Below are 16,502 nucleotides of genomic sequence, written 5' to 3' on the forward strand. Positions count from 1 at the left end.
TATACCCGTTAGTTCACCTATTCTCCCGGTCCTTCGCCGGGGACGTGCGCCCGGCAACCAAGTTCTGGGAGCGCAACATGAAAAACCAATGGATGCTGGCGACGCTGGTCGCCGTCGCAATCGCGGGCAGCTGGGTTCTCTTGCACGGCAGCAACAGCCATGCACAGACCCCGACCGCCGCCGGTGCACCACCGGAAGTGACGGTGGCTCAGGCGCTAACCCGCCAAGTCAGCGACAGCGCTGAATTCACCGGCCGGCTGCAAGCTGTCGACACCGTGCAGGTACAGCCGCGGGTAGGTGGCTTCGTGGAGTCGGTGCATTTCCAGGAAGGTGCGCTGGTGCATAAGGACGATGTGCTGTTCCAGCTCGATCCGCGCCCGTATCAGGCCGAAGTCGATCGACTCAGCGCAAACCAGGCGCAGTCCCAGGCCGCGTTGAATCTGGCCATAACCAATCAGCGACGCGCAGTCATGCTGCTCGCCCAGCATGCCGTGGCACAACAGGATGCCGACAACCAGGACACCGCCGAGCAGAGTGCCCGTGCGCAACTGGCTGCCAGCACGGCTGCGCTGGCTTCAGCACGGCTCAACCTGGATTTCACCCAGGTTCGTTCGCCGATCGACGGTCGCGTCAGCAATATCCGCATCACGCCCGGCAACCTGGTCACCAGCAGCGACGTGTTGACCAGCGTGGTCACGGTGAACCCGGTCTATGTCTACTTCGACGTGGACGAACAGACCTGGCTCAAGCTCGACCATCTGCGTGCACGCGCGGTCCAGGCCGGCGGCAATGCGCGGATCGAGGCCACCATGGGTCTGGCCGACGAACCAGGTTTTCCACATGAAGGTCGCCTCGACTTCGTCGACAACCAGCTGCACATCGATTCCGGCACGATGCGGCTGCGCGCGGTGTTCGAGAACCACGATGGCCTCTACACACCGGGCCTGTATGCCCGCGTGCAATTGCAGAGCGGACAGACTCGTCCCCGTCTGCTGGTGGACGATCGCGCGATCGGTACCGATCTGGGCAACCAGTTCGTCTATGTGGTCGACAAGGACCACAAGGTGCAATACCGCAAAGTCAGTCCCGGCCCGCTGTTTGAAGGCCTGCGCGTGATCGACAGCGGCTTGGACGCGAACGACGTGGTGATCGTCAACGGCCTGCAGCACGTGCGCCCCGGCGTCGAGGTCAATCCGCAAAAAGTGGCCATGCAATACCGCCTCACCGACAGCGACAAGGCACTTGTCGATGCCAATCAGGCAACGCCGGCCTTGATCCATGACGACGAGCATATCGCCCTGGCTGTCGCGGCGGCGGCGGCCGCCGCCAGCAAGAACAAGCGTTCGCAGGACTGAGTCACACACCATGAAAAACATTGCCCAGTTTTTCGTCGATCGGCCGATCATGGCCGCCGTGCTGTCGCTGCTGTTTGTGATTTGCGGCAGCATCGCGGTGTTCAAGTTGCCGATCAGCGAATACCCCGAAGTCGTGCCGCCCACCGTGGTGGTGCACGCCAGCTATCCCGGCGCCAATCCCAAAGTCATCGCCGAAACCGTCGCCACGCCGCTGGAAGAGCAGATCAACGGCGTGGAAGGCATGCTGTACAGCTCGTCGCAGGCAACCAGCGACGGCGCAATAACGCTGACCGTGACGTTTGCGCTCGGCACCGACCTCAACACGGCACAGGTCGATGTGCAGAACCGCGTCGCGCAAGCCTTGCCCAAGCTGCCGGAGGAAGTGCAGCGCCTCGGCGTCACCACGCAGAAGAGCTCGCCTGATCTCACCATGGTGGTGCACCTGACGTCACCCGACCAGCGCTACGACATGCTGTACCTGTCGAACTACGCGCGACTGCATGTGAAGGATGTGCTGGGCCGGCTCGATGGCGTCGGCGATGTGCAGATCTTCGGCGCGGGCGAATACAGCATGCGCGTGTGGCTGGATCCGCCGAAGCTGGCCTCGCGTGGGCTTACCACCGGCGATGTGATCAACGCGATCCGCGAGCAGAACGTACAGGTCGCCGCCGGTGCGCTGAATGCGCCACCCGGCCCGACCAACTCGGCGTTCCAGCTCAACATCAATACGCGTGGCCGTTTGATCAACGAGGACGACTTCCGCAACATCATCGTGCGCACCGATGCGAACGGTGGCGTCACCCACTTACGCGACATCGCCAAGGTCGACCTGGGCGCGGACACCTATGCCTTGCGCAGCCTGCTCGACAACAAGCCGGCGGTAGCGTTGCCGATCTTCGCGCGACCAGGCTCCAACGCGATCCAGATCTCCGACGAAGTACGCGCCACCATGGCGCAGCTGAAGAAGGAGTTCCCGCAGGGCGTCGACTACAGCATCGTCTACGACCCGACCGTGTTCGTACGCGGCTCGATCGAGGCGGTGGTGCACACCTTGCTGGAAGCGATCCTGCTGGTTGTGCTGGTGGTGATCCTGTTCCTGCAGACCTGGCGCGCGTCGATCATTCCACTGGTCGCAGTGCCGGTATCGCTGATCGGCACGTTCGCCGTGATGTACGTGATCGGCTTTTCGCTCAATGCGCTATCACTTTTCGGCATGGTGCTGGCGATCGGCATCGTGGTCGATGATGCGATCGTGGTGGTGGAAAATGTGGAGCGGCACATCGAGCTCGGGCAGTCGCCGAAGGAGGCGACGCGCAAGGCGATGCACGAGGTCACTGGCCCGATCGTCGCCACAGCGCTCGTGTTGTGTGCGGTGTTCATCCCGACCGCGTTCATCAGCGGCCTCACTGGCCAGTTCTATCGCCAGTTTGCGCTGACCATCGCGATCTCGACGGTGATCTCCGCGTTCAATTCGCTGACGCTCAGCCCGGCGCTCGCAGCCATCCTGTTGAAGAGTCACGACGCACCGAAGGATCGCCTGACGCGCGGAATCGATCGCGCATTCGGCTGGTTGTTCCGGCCGTTCAACCGCATGTTCCATCGTGGTTCGGAGCGCTACGTCGGTGGCGTGAAGCGTCTGCTCGGTAAGGGTTCGATCGCGCTGGTGCTGTATGCCGGTCTGATCGGCCTGACCTGGCTCGGCTTCTCCCATGTGCCGACCGGTTTCGTGCCGGGGCAGGACAAGCAATACCTCGTGTCGTTTGCGCAGCTGCCTGATGCAGCTTCGCTCGATCGCTCCGAAGATGTCATTCGGCGGATGAGCGCGATCGCACTGAAGCAGCCTGGCGTGGAGCACGCGGTGGCGTTCCCCGGCCTGTCGATCAATGGCTTCACCAACAGCACCAACGCCGGCATCGTGTTCGTCACGCTGAAGCCATTCGAAGAGCGTCGCGATCCCTCGCTGTCGGCGGGTGCGATTGCCGCTGCGTTGAATCAGAAATACGCAGCAATCCAGGATGCCTATATCGCGGTGTTCCCGCCGCCGCCAGTGATGGGACTGGGCACGATCGGCGGCTTCCGCCTGCAGATCGAGGATCGTGGCGACCGTGGTTTCGATGAGCTGTACAAGCAGAGCCAGGGCTTGATCGCCGCCAGCCAGAAGGTGCCGGCACTGGCCGGTTTGTTCTCCAGCTTCCAGGTCAACGTGCCGCAAGTGGACGCGGACGTGGATCGCGAGAAAGCCAAGACCGAAGGCGTGAACCTGGCCGATGTCTACCAGACCATGCAGGCCTATCTGGGCTCGCTCTACGTCAATGACTTCAACCGTTTCGGCCGCACCTATCAGGTCAACGTGTCGGCCGATCCGGCGTTCCGCCATTCACCGCAGGACATCCTGCAATTGAAGACGCGCAACGCGCAGGGCCAGATGGTGCCGCTGGGTTCGTTCGTCACCGTGCAGCAGGGTGCCGGACCGGATCGCGTGCAGCACTACAACGGCTACCCGACCGCGGAGATCAACGGCGGACCGGCGCCCGGCTTCAGCTCCGGCCAGGCCCAGGCAGCGATGGAAAAACTGGCGAAGGACAACCTGCCGAACGGTTTCAGTTACGAGTGGACCGAACTGACCTATCAGCAGATTCTCGCCGGCAACACCGCGATCCTGGTGTTCCCGTTGTGCGTGCTGCTGGTGTTCCTGGTGTTGTCGTCGCTGTATGAGAGCTGGTCGCTGCCGCTGGCGGTGATCCTGATCGTGCCGATGGTGCTGTTGTCCGCGATTGCCGGCGTGTGGCTGAGTGGTGGCGACAACAACATCTTCACCCAGATCGGATTGATCGTGCTGGTGGGACTGGCGTGCAAGAACGCGATCCTGATCGTCGAGTTTGCACGCGAACGCCAACACGAAGGCATGGCTCGCCACGAGGCAGTGCTGGAAGCCGCCAGGTTGCGCCTGCGTCCGATCCTGATGACCTCGTTCGCGTTCATCATGGGCGTGGTGCCACTGGTCACTTCGCACGGCGCCGGTGCCGAGATGCGTCATGCGATGGGTGTGGCGGTGTTCTCCGGCATGCTTGGCGTGACCCTGTTCGGGCTGGTCTACACGCCGCTGTTCTACGTCCTTATTCGCGCCCTGGTGGAGCGCCGCGAAGCGCGTGCACGTAAGCATGCAGCCGCGCACGCCCCTCTGGCGCTGGAGGGTCATTGAGATGGAACCCATGCTCAAGATCGCCGCGGTCGGTGTGGCCGTGGTCTCGGACATGCTCGGTGTACCTCTTACCGGGTTGATCTACACGCCTTTGGTCTATGGCGTCATTCACGGCCTGACGGAGCGTTTCGGGTCACACGCGCACCGCTCCCGCGCTGGAGAACATTGATATGAAAACGCTACTCAAGATTGCCGCGCTGAGCGCGGCACTGATCCTCGCTGGCTGTGCCAGCGTCGGTCCGAACTATCACCGGGTGCCGCCAACGCCATCGCAGCTGCAGGGATTCGACGCCGCGCAAGAGAGCCACGCGCAGTTCCAGGCCGCCTGGTGGAAGCAGTTCAACGACCCGACGCTGGATGCACTGATCCAGCGTGCTGCGAAGAACAATCTGGATCTGCGCATCGCCGTGGCGCGATTGCATGAGTCGCGCGCGCTGCTCAGCAGTGCCAAGTCCGATCAGTTGCCGACCGTGGATACCGATCTGAACTACACACGCGCTCGCGGCCAGGAGCCCGGCTTCACCAATCAGCGCACCACGGTCACTACGTATCAGGCCGGTTTCGATGCTTCGTGGGAGCTGGATCTGTTCGGTGGTGTGCGGCGTTCCGTGGAAGCAGCGGGTGCCGACCTCGGCGCCAGCGACGCAGCGCTGCAAAATGCCCAGGTCACCCTGCTGGCCGAAGTGGCGCGCAATTATTTCGAATTGCGCGGCAGTCAGTTGCGGCTCGACATTGCCCAGCGCGACATCGAAAACCTGCAGCAAACCACGCACCTGACCGAAGTGCGCGAGCAGCTCGGTTCCGGTTCGGAACAAGACGTCGCCAGTGCGAAGGCTCGCCTCAGCGCGGTGCAGGCGCAACTGCCGGTACTGCAGACACAAGTCAGCGCCAGCGAGTTTCGACTCGCCGTGCTGCTGGGCGAGCGGCCCGGCGAACTCGACATCGATGTCTCGCCGAAGAGCTTCACCCCGATCGCGGTCAGCCTGCCGATCGGTGATGCCGGCGACGTGCTTACACGTCGGCCGGATGTACGCATTGCCGAACGCGAATATGCGGCGGCCACCGCGCGCATCGGCGTGGCCAAGGCGGATTTCTTTCCGCATATCACGCTGGGTGGTTTCCTCGGCTTCCTGGCCGGCAGCAGCAACAATTTCGGCGGCCCCGCGACGCGCGCATGGTCGCTCGCACCGAGCATCAGCTGGCCCGGCCTGAACGTCCAACGCGTTCGCGCCAACCTGCATGCCAGCGAAGCACGCGCCGATGCGGCGCAAGCGAACTATCAGCAGAGCGTGCTGCTGGCGATCGAAGATATCGACAACGCGGTCACCGGATTCAACCAGCAACGGGTGCGGGTGGATCACCTGATCGACCAGAGCACGCAGAGCACGCGCGCGGCAGATCTTGCACGAGTGCGTTATGAGGAAGGTGCCACCAGCTTCCTCGAATTGCTCGACGCCGAGCGTACCCAGCTTTCCGCCGAGGATGATCTGGCCCAGGCCGAAGCATCGATCAATACCCGCGCCGTCGCGCTGTACAAGGCGCTCGGTGGTGGCTGGCAGGCCTGCGGCGACGAGCATTGCAGTGCCGTTGCCAACGCCGCGCCCAACGCTGCGCCATGAATACGGCGGCGAAAAGCTCCACGCCGGCAATCGCCCCGGTCTACCGCGTGGCGTTGGTCAGCGGCGCCAATCGCGGCATCGGTTTCGAGGTGGCGCGTCAGCTCAGTGAGCGCGGCATGACGGTGCTGCTCGGCGCTCGCGATCTCGAAAAGGGTCGTCGCGCGGCCCGCCAGCTGGCTGGCACAACGGGTGAGGTGATTGCGGTAACGCTGGATGTGACGCGCCAGCATCAGGTCGATGCGCTAGCCCATTGGATCGGCACCTGCTACGGCCGGCTCGATGTGCTGGTGAACAATGCCGGCGGTCACTACGACCGCGAGGCCAACGCCAGCACGACTGATATTGCGCCGGCGCGTGACGCGCTCGACACCCATCTATTCGGCAGCTGGCGGCTATCCAGCGCCATGCTCCCGCTCATGCGTCGGCATGGTTATGGCCGCATCGTGAATGTTTCCAGCGGTTGTGGTGCCACCGGCTCGAACGGTAGCAACTGCGTCGCCTATCGCACGTCCAAGGCCGCACTGAACGCGTATACCCGCTCGCTCGCGACCGAACTGGAGGGCAGCGGCATCGTGGTCAACGCAGTGTGTCCGGGGTGGGTGGCGACCGAACTCGGCGGCCCTGGCGGGCGGCCGGTGGAGCGCGGCGCGGCCGGGATCGTATGGGCGGCGTGTCTACCCGCGCCGGCACCGAGCGGCCGCTTCTTCCGCGATACCGAAGTCATACCCTGGTGAACATACGGGGGTAAATCAGCGCTGCACCATCATCGCGAACCAGTGCCAGCTGCGTACGCGCTCGGCAATCAGCTTGGTGCAGGTCAGCATCGGCACCGCCAGCAAGGCGCCGGGAATGCCCCACAGCCAACCCCAGACCAGCAGCCATAACAAGATCGCGATGGGACTCAGGCGCATGCTGCGACCCTGGATCATCGGCGTGATCAGGTTGCCTTCCAGCACGGTAATGCCGGCGAAGGTCAGCACGGGCAGGAACACCGCGAAGTTCATCACGTGCGCATACAGCATGCATACCACCGCCAGCACGGCGGTGGTGGTAATCGCACCCACGTAGGGAATGAAGTTCGCGAACATCGCTACCGCGCCCCACAACAACGGGTCCGGCACTTTGTAAAACCACAGCATGCCCGCAGTGACTGCGCCCAGGCTCGCATTGATCAGCATCGCCGTCAGCAGGTAGCGCGACACTTCGGTCTGGAAGCCGCGCACGATCACCACCGCATGTCGCTTATAGGCAAAGCCTGGCGTGATCTCCACCAGCCGGCGCAGCATCGTGTCGCCGTAGATCAGGAAGAAGAACACGAGCAAGGTCACGCTGAGTACCGCCGCGAGCACCTTGGGCGTGCCCGAAACCACGTCCCACGCACTGATCGACATCGGCGCAGGCTGGGTCGCTGGCGCATGGGTGGACGGGCCGTTGACCAGGCTTGCTGTGGCGCGGTTCGCCGCTTCCAGCGGCTTGGTCAATTCCTTCAGCTTGGGCACGAAGTTTCGAACGGCGTCCGGCGCCCCATGGAACCAGCCGATCGCCGGCTGCGCCAATGCACTGACACCACTGCTGATGCCCACGATCAGTCCGATCATCAGCACGCTGGCGGTCAGCCAGCGTGGCAGGTGAATGCGTGCTCCGGCGGCGACGATCGGATTCAGTGCCAGCCCGATAAACGCGGCCAGCACCAGCGGTATCAGCAACGCCTTGGTCAAGGTGACGGTGTACATCAAGGCCAGCAACAGCAGCACGTCCAGCACGATGCGGATCGCGCGCAGATGACGACGTACGCCGCGCACCGTCTGCCCAGTGCGCACTTTGCGTCTCGGTGGGGGGTGGGGCGGTGCAACTTGATCGGCCACGAACGCGGATACCACCTCACGACTCTCGGCGTCATCCTCCGGCGGCGACAGTTGTTCGGGCTGGCTTGTCACGGCTCGCCACCCTGCCAATCGGGCGGGTCCCCACTTTGATCGGCGCGGCCCTGATCGGCAGAGTTCTGTTCATCCGGATTCCGCCGATTCGAATGTCGATCAACACCGCCCAGACCGGCGGTGCCGAGTTCGGTGATCAGGCGCGTGCCGAACGCAACGGCCTCGGCCAGCCCACCGCTGAGCAGTGGGCCCAATCCGGGTACACGCAGCGGATGCACATTGAGACTGCCCAGTACAAAGCCCGCGCCCGCAGCCGCACCCACCGTTGTGAGCGGGTGTCGATGACTGCGCACAAGCAAGGCGGCGGCAGGTGCACTCAACTCGCGCCGAGCGACGCCCATACGCGCCTGGGCCGCCTTTACCCTGGCAACGCGGTCGAAAATGTTCATGCCCGATCCCCTTCCCCGTTGGCCTGCTCGCGCTCTACTTCACGCTCGGCCTTACTCAGCGTGTCATGCATCATCGCACTCCATTCGCCGCGCGTGGCGGGCAGGCTCATCCAGTGCATGCAGCGGCGGAACAGCAGGACCGATGCGAGCAGAAACACCAGCTGCAGCACGCACAGCGCCAGTAACGCCCAGAACCACGAACCGAACCACTTGGCCAGCAGCAAACCGGTGAAGGCGAGCAAGCTCAACCCCAGCCCCACCCCGGCCACGGTCGCCGCCAGGCCCGCGACGAAGATCCATGAGATCGCGCTGCGTGCCAGCCCCAGTTCCGCGGCCAGCAGATGCAATTGCGCGCCGAACAGATGCTTGACCGCACGGCCGAGCTGGCCGATTTCCGTCAACAGCCCAGACGACAACGGCGCCGGATCCGGCGCCGCCGCTTCACGGGGTGGCTCAGCCTGGTTGTGCATTCCCTGCCCCCGCTATGGTCTGGCTCAACGCCGCAGTATGCGGCCAAGCAGCCAGCCAGCACCCAGCGCGATGGCAACTGACTGCACCGGCTTCTCGCGCACGTACTCGCGCGCCTGATCCAGCCATGCATCGGCGCGGTCCATCGTCTGGTCGTAAACCTCGCGGCCACGCTCGCTGATATCTGCCGCCTTCTCGGTGGCCCGGTTGGCGGCCTGGGCTGCCTTGTCGGTGGCGTTGTGCAAGCCTTCTTCAACGTGATCGGCAGCGCGATCCACCGCGTCCTTGGTGCTGGCTACCGCACTGGAGGTGGCCTGTTTGATGCGCTCGGCGCTCTCGTCGATGCGAGTGCTGGCAAGCGATTCGGTGGTAGGTTCCTGCTTGTTCATTGCATGCTCCGGAAAGGACTGACTATCGTGCAAACCGCGCCCAAACGCACGGCCATTAAGTGCTGCGACGGAAGAACGAGATGATCGCCAGAATCAGGAAAACGACGAACAGGATCTTTGCGATGCCGGCTGCGGCACCCGCGATGCCCCCAAAACCCAGTACCGCGGCGATGATGGCGATGACCAGAAAGACCAAGGCGTAGTGAAGCATGGCGGTGTCCTCTTGTAATGAATGGCAGGTGCGGCGACGAGGCCAAGTGTTGCCATTCACCCATAGCCCATGCCATGCGGGCGTGAAGGTTATCGGCGCCGCCGTGCACGCGGCGCCGACGTTGTTCAGCTCGACGCTACCGGCTCGAGACCGTCCGGGTTGAGGGTGTAGGTTCCGACGAGTTCCGCCTCGGCCAGCACATGGCCAGCCATCGCCGCCTGCAATTGGGGCAGTTTGAAGCCCTCGGCCAGCGCCAACGTCTCCACGTCGAGCGCGCTCACCCGGAAATGATAGTGATGCAGCAGCACATCGTTCCACGGCGGACACGGGCCGTCGTAGCCGAGATAGCTGCCGGCCATCTGATCGTCGCCCGCAAACCAGCCGGTGTAGTCATTTTCGCCCTGCACGCTGCCCGGCGGCCCAAACGGTTCGCGCTTGCCGCGCGCCGTAACTTCATTGCTGCACGCACCCGCGGCCAGCTCACCGCATTCCGCCGGAATGTTCGCCATCAACCAATGCACGAAGTCCACCCGCGGCAGATCCGCCGGCACCGTCCGACCCTTCTGGTTCACATCGTCGCCGCGACTGGGCACGTCGGTATCGATGCAGGTAAGCACGAACGAACGCGTGCCAGGCGGCGCGTCCTTCCAGGCCAGATGCGGACTCAGGTTGTCCGACAAAGCGACCGGCTCGGCGCGCTTGCCAAACGCGAACTCGGCCGGAATCGACTGGCCGTCCTTGAAGTTGTCACTACGCAGTTGCATGGATGTCTCCGGTCAAGAATCGAACTTTGATTATTTGGGGCGAACTGTCGTGCAAACAACTGCTCTCTTGCCGCTCTGCTCCCTCCCCCTGCAAGCAGGGGGAGGGAGCAGAGCAGGCCGCGAGCTCGTTGTCGCACTGCGCATCCTCTTCGCCCATCAAGGCTTCTGATACGTCACCCGATAAACCGCCCCCGCCAGATCATCACTGACCAGCAAACTGCCATCCGGTAATGGCTGCACGTCGGCTGGCCGACCCCAGGCTTTCTCGTCCTGCTGGAAGCCATCGAGCAGCGGTTGGTAGGACACGACTTTGTCGCCGTTCAAGCGCACCGTCATCACTCGATAGCCGGACTTCTTCGTACGGTTCCACGAGCCGTGCTCGGCGATGATCAGCGCACCTTTGTAACTGGCCGGGAACTGGTTGCCCTCGTAGAAGCGCAGGCCCAGGGAAGCCACATGCGCACCCAGATTCAGCACGGGCGGCGTGTAGTCCTTGCAGTTCTTGCCCTTGCCGAATTCGGGATCCAGCGTGTCGCCTTGATGACAATAGGGGTACCCGAAGTTTTCACCGATGTGCGAGAGCTTGTTCAATTTGTCGCTGGGCATGTCGTCGCCCATCAGGTCGCGGCCGTTGTCGGTGAACCACAGCTGTTGCGAACCGGGGCGCCAGGTGAAGCCGACCGTATTGCGAATGCCGACAGCGACATTCTGCATGTCGGAGCCATCGGCGTTCATGCGGGTGAGCTTGCCGTGATCCGGGCCCGGATCGCAGATGTTGCAAGGCGCGCCGATCGGTACATACAGCTTGCCGTCGGGACCGAACGCGATGAACTTCCAGCCGTGATGCATCTCGGTGGGCAATTTGTCGGTGATGACCTGTGGCTTCGGCGGGTTATCCAGGTGGTGCTCGATATCACGCAACACGAGGATCCGGCTCACCGCGGAGATGTACAGATCGCCGTTGTGGAACGCCACACCGACCGGCAGCTCCAACCCGCTGGCGATGACCTGCACCTTGTCGGCGTGGCCATCACCTTTCGTGTCGGTGAGCGCGTAGACCTTGCCGGCATCGTTGGAACCGACGAACACGATGCCATTCGTGCCCAAGGCAATTTCGCGCGCATTCGGCACCTGGTCCGAATACACCGCGACATGGAAACCCGCCGGAAGCGTGAGCTTGTCGAGTTGCGGCGCGGCAAACGCCGGCGTCGCCAGCAGGCAGAGCAACCACCACCATTTCTTGCGCATGAATCTGGCCCAGATCATTGGAGAAAGGCTGATGCTAACGCCAGCCCGATGAAATATCGGTCGACGCAGTCACTGCATGGCGGCATCGACCAAGCCAACCACGTCGCGCCATGGCGTCGGCCCCTCGTGCATCGCGTATACCGTATCCACTTGCAAATGATTGCGCACTACGGCCTGCACCACTTCACGCATCAGTTCCGGATCGTAGAGCGTGTGGTCGGCGTTGAGCGCCAACGTATCGCTGGCGTAAAGCAACTTGTGCCCGGGGAAATACACCATGAACTGGCGCTCGGTCGAGGCGCCACGCAGCGGGTAGATCACGACGCGGTTCGCGCCCGTGCCGATCTCCTGTTTACCGGAGACGACATGCCACTGCGGCGATTTCGGTGCGGTCTGCAGGCGGTCCGCTTGCAAGCGGTGCGGCGCAGTGACCAAACGGTCCAACAGCGGCTGGTTCAAATCGAGGATGTATACCGGCAGGCCCTCGGCCACCGCCTCCCGCACACCGGCCATATGCGGCCAGGAATCGGAGCTCGATAGCACGCCCTTCACCGGGATACCCGTAAACAAGCTGCGCGCCTTGGCCAGCACGCCTTGCACGTAGTGCGGCGAGATCGGTGCCTCCAGTACCAGCACACCGTCGTCCTGCTTGATCAGGGTGGCATTCCAGGAGCCGCGGTAGAGCTCGATGCCTGGAGCCAGCTCGACATGGTGCTGGTCGCTGAAATCGCGATTCCAACCCTTCGATTGCGCGACCTTGGCCGCCACCGTCGCGTCCATGGCAAACGCCTTGTCATCCAGCTTCGTATTGAGGCTGGCGTCGAGTATCAGCATCGACTGCCACCACACGCCATTGCGCTGCTCGATGCGGTTGGTCGGCAGCACGATGCCGCCCAGCAATTTCCAGTTGTCGTAGTAGATACGCTGCTCGACGTCACCCCAGGCGAACCAGAAATCCTGGAACGTCGTGGTGCGTTCAACCGCGTCCGGTAGATGATTGAACGGATTGAGCAGCACGCGCACGGGCTGGCCGTTCCAGTTGAACTCCAGCACGCTATGCGCCGTGGAACGCAGCCATTCGCCGCTCGAATAATGCAGATCGGGCGCCGCCGCCGCGGTCAGCAGCAAGCGCTCCGGTCCCAATGCCAACGTGGCACGGGTGTCGTCCAGATCGGACGGCGAACACGGCGTATCGGCATCCTTTGCGTGATACACGCAGGCCTGCGTGGTGGCGATGAGCATCAGATCACTTTCCGCCTGATGCGGATCGGCTTCCGGCCATACGCCGTGGCTTTGGTTCCGCAACCGACCCTTGTCGAAATCAAGGGTCAGCTGATCGCGTTCGTAGCTGGTGATGAACGGTGCCTGCCGGTACGACTGCTCGGTGAGTGCGGTGTGGCCGATCACGTCGAGCTGTACGTTGCTGATCGCCGCCAGTTTGTCGCGGCCGCCCATGGCGGTCAGTGCGAGGTCGAGACAGGCGCGTGCATCGAGCCGATTGCAGCCAGGATGGGCAGTGATCCCTTCGCTGGAGCCATCCGGCCGCGGCGTTGCGGTCGCATGTACCGAGACCGCACCCGCCAGAGTCAGCACGGTAAACATGGTCGTCGCGGAAGTCCTGCGCCAACGCTTACGGATGTCCATCACGTATCGCTCGATCAGGCCCGGGGGCGGATGACGCAGCCTAGGTGGTTTGGAGCGCGGTGCCCCATGAGGAAAGTCATGCCATGCGACAAGTCAGGTGCGATCGGCACGCTGCCTGTTTCCTTCTACGGCGCTCGTTTCGGCGTAATCTTGAAAGCTCACCGTCGGGAGGGTCGAACCATGTTTCGCCACACCTGCAAGTTGCTCATCCTGCTGGCCGGCACACTGCTGATACCCGTCGCCAGCGCCGCCGCCACTTCAGCCGACAGCACCACCGCGGCGCTCCAGCAGGCGGTCGGCGGCCACTGGCGTTCGGCTGCGAACCAGGCGCGCGATCAATATCGCCACCCCATCGAGACCCTGCAATTCTTCGGCATCCAGCCGAGCATGACGGTGATCGAGGTGGCCCCCGGCGGCGGCTGGTACACCGAAATTCTTGCGCCATTCCTCTACGCACATGGCCATCTGATCGAAGCCGCGCCGTCGTCGGTGAAGTTCACCGCCAAGCTCAAGGCCGACCCTGCGGTCTATGGACACATCGAAAAGATCGTCCCGTTCGCGCCACCGATGCAAGTGAACCTGGGCCCCGACAACTCCGCCGACATGGTGCTCACGTTCCGCAACACGCATGACTGGCTCAACCACAGCCCGGATACGCTCGACGCCGTGCTCAAGGCCGCCTTCAACGTACTCAAGCCCGGCGGCGTGCTCGGCCTCACCGAACACCGCGCAAAACCTTTTTCCGATGCCGAGGACAGCAGCAAGACCCTGCACCGCATCCCCGAGGATTACCTGATCGCCGTCGCCCTCAAGACCGGTTTCCGCCTGGACGGCGTATCGCAGATCAACGCGAACCCCGCGGACCCGGAAGACATCAACGTGCACCGCCTGCCACCGGATCTGGCCGGGCCCGATACCGAGCACGCGAAGATGAAAGTCATCGGTGAATCGGATCGGATGACGTTGAGGTTTGTGAAACCGTGAGGCTGAGGCGATGAATTGAATCGAGGCTGCCCGCAGTATGAAGCCGGGGCTCCACTACCAGCGGAAGTCGAATCGAAGACCGGCGGACAATACCGCCGCGAGGCCATGACCATGCTGCTTGATGTGTTGCACACACAAAGAGAGGCCATCCTTGCCGCGTGCCGCCAGTTCGGCGCTCGCCGTATCCGCGTGTTTGGCTCGGTAGCTCGCGGCGAGGAGCGACTGGATAGCGACATTGACTTCCTGGTGGATTTCCTCCGGGGCTACGACTTGTTCGCTCGGCGTCTGCCGCTCGCTGAGCGACTGGCCGAAATCACAGGTCGACGCCTCGACCTCCTACCCGAGCATGAACTCAACCGCCACCTACGCGACACCGTGTTGAACGAGGCCGTGGAGCGGGGAGCAAGGCGTGGCATGCCCATGCTCAGCATATTCCCGACGCCATCGAGAAAATTCGGCGTATTCAGCAGCGTGGCGATCCGACTGGGGACGAGATGCCATACGACGCCACCTTGCGCAACCTGCAAATCTTGTCCGAAGCCACGCAACGTTTACCCGGTGATCTCAAGCAGCCTTACCCGGCAATCCCGTGGCAACAGATCAGCGGCTTCCGCAATATTCTCGTGCACAATTATCTGGGCGAGATCGACCCCCTGACGGTACAAGCCAGGTGCAGCAGCATCTGCCACTACTGGAAGTGACCGTCCGCCGCATGCTCGCCAAGTAAACGAACTCCGGCAGGCAAGCTCTCACCTCGATACTCATGGCGGCTTGACGGCGAATGTGTCGGTCGCGAAGCTGCGTACTCTTGCTAGCGGACGCCTACATGCACGAACTGCCACCGTTCCATCTTGCCTTTCCAGTCACATCGCTGGCCAACGCGCGGGCCTTCTACGGCGAGCTGCTGGGATGCTCCGAGGGACGCTCCAGCGCCGACTGGGTGGACTTCGATTTTTACGGGCACCAGATTGTGGCGCATCTCGCGCCGGAGGAAGCGCGCGCGGTGGCGGCGCACGATGTGGATGGCGATGACGTGCCGGTGCGACACTTCGGCGTCGTGCTTTCGATGGGCGACTGGCAGACGCTGGCTACGCGGTTGCAGGCGTCAGGCACTCGCTTCGTGGTCGCGCCGCACATCCGCTTCAAGGGCCAGCCGGGTGAGCAGGCCACGATGTTTCTGCTCGATCCCTGCGGCAATGCGCTGGAATTCAAGGCGTTTGCGGATCGCTCGCAGTTGTTTGCCAAGTAACGGCGCAGGAACGATCTCGATGGAAGCAGAAGATCTGCCGAAGCTGGTAGCGGTGCGCATGCCTTACGGCAAATACCAGGGTCGCCTGATCGCCGACCTGCCAGGCGCCTACCTTGCCTGGTTTGCCCGCAAGGGATTCCCAAATGGCGAGCTTGGCCGCCTGCTGGCGCTGATGCTGGAGTTGGATCACAACGGCTTGTCGTCACTGCTTGAACCGCTGCGCAAGCGGTAGCCGCCAACACGCCCACGCAACACGTGCCGGCGTATACCGGCTTTACGCAGTATGCTGCGTCGACCCTCGCGGCTGTTCATGCTGCCGAGATGATCGCTTCCTGTGCCTGGTCGAGTCCTGCGTGCGCGCGTTGGGCAACTTCGCGTGTCCGCGCAAAACCCAGGCGACCGATGCACACCCGCTCCGATGAGTTTGAAAGTGCGACAGCCTCGCTTGCCGCGGATGGCTGGTGCGTCATCCAAGGTCTCATGTCCCCGGCAGAGACGCTCGCGTTGACGAATGAATGTCTGGCGATGCACGACGCGCAACAACTGAAGCCAGCGCGGGTCGGAGCCGATCGTGACCAAACGCTGCTGCGCGGCGACAGCACGCATTGGTTTGAATCCGATGCGCTGAGTGCACCGCAACAGGCGTTCGCCGATCGCATCGACACGCTGCGGATCGAGCTCAGTCGCTCGCTGATGCTCGGCCTCGTGGATAGCGAATCGCATTACGCGGTATATCAGCCCGGCGCCGGTTACGCGCGTCATCTCGATCAGTTGCGCAACAACGATGCGCGCGTGGTTTCCGCCGTGTTCTATCTCAACGATGCATGGCAGGAAGCGCAAGGCGGCGCGCTGCGACTGCACCTAGCCGATCACTCGCATCGCGATATCTATCCACATGCCGGCACGCTGCTGCTGTTTCTCTCGGCGCAATTCGAACACGAGGTGTTGCCGGCCACGAGAGATCGCATGAGCATCGCGTGCTGGATGCGGCAACGGGCAATCGGCGCGACTTGCTGAAATGGGTGACCGGCGCGGCAGCCGAC

General features: G+C 63.0%; 18 protein-coding genes. 10 read left to right on the plus strand and 8 right to left on the minus strand.

Annotation, left to right across the window (positions count from 1 at the left end; translation table 11 throughout):
• The first annotated feature begins 77 nt into the window (after positions 1–77).
• Genes HDE77_RS09990 through HDE77_RS10010 form a run of 5 tightly spaced genes read left to right on the plus strand, consistent with a single transcriptional unit; the run spans position 78 to position 6,910 of the window.
• On the plus strand, positions 78–1,355 hold the full coding sequence (locus HDE77_RS09990) for an efflux RND transporter periplasmic adaptor subunit (protein ID WP_184417174.1): 1,278 nt from the start codon (positions 78–80) through the stop codon (positions 1,353–1,355).
• A gap of 10 nt (positions 1,356–1,365) precedes the next feature.
• On the plus strand, positions 1,366–4,557 hold the full coding sequence (locus HDE77_RS09995; RefSeq protein WP_184417175.1) for an efflux RND transporter permease subunit: 3,192 nt from the start codon (positions 1,366–1,368) through the stop codon (positions 4,555–4,557).
• Positions 4,558–4,567: 10 nt separating this feature from the next.
• Positions 4,568–4,726, plus strand: a complete 159-nt coding sequence (locus tag HDE77_RS10000) for a hypothetical protein (protein ID WP_184417176.1) — start codon at positions 4,568–4,570, stop codon at positions 4,724–4,726.
• Between the two features lies 1 nt (position 4,727).
• On the plus strand, positions 4,728–6,176 hold the full coding sequence (locus tag HDE77_RS10005; RefSeq protein ID WP_184417177.1) for a TolC family protein: 1,449 nt from the start codon (positions 4,728–4,730) through the stop codon (positions 6,174–6,176).
• Positions 6,173–6,910, plus strand: coding sequence for an SDR family NAD(P)-dependent oxidoreductase (locus HDE77_RS10010; RefSeq protein ID WP_184417178.1), 738 nt, complete (start codon positions 6,173–6,175; stop codon positions 6,908–6,910). The genes HDE77_RS10005 and HDE77_RS10010 overlap by 4 nt, the downstream gene beginning before the upstream one ends.
• A 15-nt stretch (positions 6,911–6,925) precedes the next feature.
• Here the strand turns inward: HDE77_RS10010 and HDE77_RS10015 are convergent, their stop codons facing one another.
• From HDE77_RS10015 to HDE77_RS10050, 8 genes are all read right to left on the minus strand, one after another.
• Positions 6,926–7,996, minus strand: a complete 1,071-nt coding sequence (locus HDE77_RS10015; protein WP_343206090.1) for an AI-2E family transporter — start codon at positions 7,994–7,996, stop codon at positions 6,926–6,928.
• A 113-nt stretch (positions 7,997–8,109) separates the two neighbouring features.
• Complete coding sequence (locus HDE77_RS10020; RefSeq protein WP_255482635.1) at positions 8,110–8,502, minus strand: hypothetical protein; 393 nt, start codon at positions 8,500–8,502, stop codon at positions 8,110–8,112.
• Entirely contained in the window at positions 8,499–8,972 is a 474-nt protein-coding gene (locus HDE77_RS10025) for an ABC transporter ATP-binding protein (RefSeq protein ID WP_184417179.1), read from the minus strand. The genes HDE77_RS10020 and HDE77_RS10025 overlap by 4 nt, the downstream gene beginning before the upstream one ends.
• Before the next feature lie 24 nt (positions 8,973–8,996).
• Positions 8,997–9,359, minus strand: a complete 363-nt coding sequence (locus HDE77_RS10030) for a DUF883 family protein (protein ID WP_184417180.1) — start codon at positions 9,357–9,359, stop codon at positions 8,997–8,999.
• A 55-nt stretch (positions 9,360–9,414) separates the two neighbouring features.
• Positions 9,415–9,570 (minus strand): DUF1328 domain-containing protein, encoded by a 156-nt coding sequence (locus HDE77_RS10035; protein ID WP_184417181.1) that lies wholly within the window; start codon positions 9,568–9,570, stop codon positions 9,415–9,417.
• Between the two features lie 125 nt (positions 9,571–9,695).
• Positions 9,696–10,334, minus strand: a complete 639-nt coding sequence (locus tag HDE77_RS10040; RefSeq protein ID WP_184417182.1) for a YbhB/YbcL family Raf kinase inhibitor-like protein — start codon at positions 10,332–10,334, stop codon at positions 9,696–9,698.
• A 156-nt stretch (positions 10,335–10,490) separates the two neighbouring features.
• Positions 10,491–11,582, minus strand: a complete 1,092-nt coding sequence (locus tag HDE77_RS10045) for a PQQ-dependent sugar dehydrogenase (protein ID WP_184417183.1) — start codon at positions 11,580–11,582, stop codon at positions 10,491–10,493.
• Between the two features lie 69 nt (positions 11,583–11,651).
• Positions 11,652–13,226 (minus strand): MBL fold metallo-hydrolase, encoded by a 1,575-nt coding sequence (locus HDE77_RS10050; protein WP_184417184.1) that lies wholly within the window; start codon positions 13,224–13,226, stop codon positions 11,652–11,654.
• A gap of 180 nt (positions 13,227–13,406) precedes the next feature.
• Between HDE77_RS10050 and HDE77_RS10055 the strand changes: the two genes are divergently transcribed.
• From HDE77_RS10055 to HDE77_RS10080, 5 genes are all read left to right on the plus strand, one after another.
• Positions 13,407–14,210, plus strand: coding sequence for a methyltransferase domain-containing protein (locus HDE77_RS10055; RefSeq protein ID WP_184417185.1), 804 nt, complete (start codon positions 13,407–13,409; stop codon positions 14,208–14,210).
• A gap of 443 nt (positions 14,211–14,653) precedes the next feature.
• Complete coding sequence (locus HDE77_RS20500) at positions 14,654–14,911, plus strand: HepT-like ribonuclease domain-containing protein (RefSeq protein ID WP_343206091.1); 258 nt, start codon at positions 14,654–14,656, stop codon at positions 14,909–14,911.
• Between the two features lie 125 nt (positions 14,912–15,036).
• Positions 15,037–15,459, plus strand: a complete 423-nt coding sequence (locus tag HDE77_RS10070; protein WP_184417186.1) for a VOC family protein — start codon at positions 15,037–15,039, stop codon at positions 15,457–15,459.
• Between the two features lie 19 nt (positions 15,460–15,478).
• Positions 15,479–15,691, plus strand: a complete 213-nt coding sequence (locus HDE77_RS10075; protein ID WP_184417187.1) for a DUF3820 family protein — start codon at positions 15,479–15,481, stop codon at positions 15,689–15,691.
• Between the two features lie 248 nt (positions 15,692–15,939).
• The gene (locus HDE77_RS10080) at positions 15,940–16,476 is read left to right on the plus strand and encodes a 2OG-Fe(II) oxygenase (protein WP_255482636.1); all 537 of its coding nucleotides are present in this window, start codon (positions 15,940–15,942) and stop codon (positions 16,474–16,476) included.
• The last annotated feature ends 26 nt before the right edge of the window (positions 16,477–16,502 follow it).

It is taken from the genome of Rhodanobacter sp. MP7CTX1 (genome assembly GCF_014205795.1).
Taxonomy (GTDB): Bacteria; Pseudomonadota; Gammaproteobacteria; order Xanthomonadales; family Rhodanobacteraceae; genus Rhodanobacter.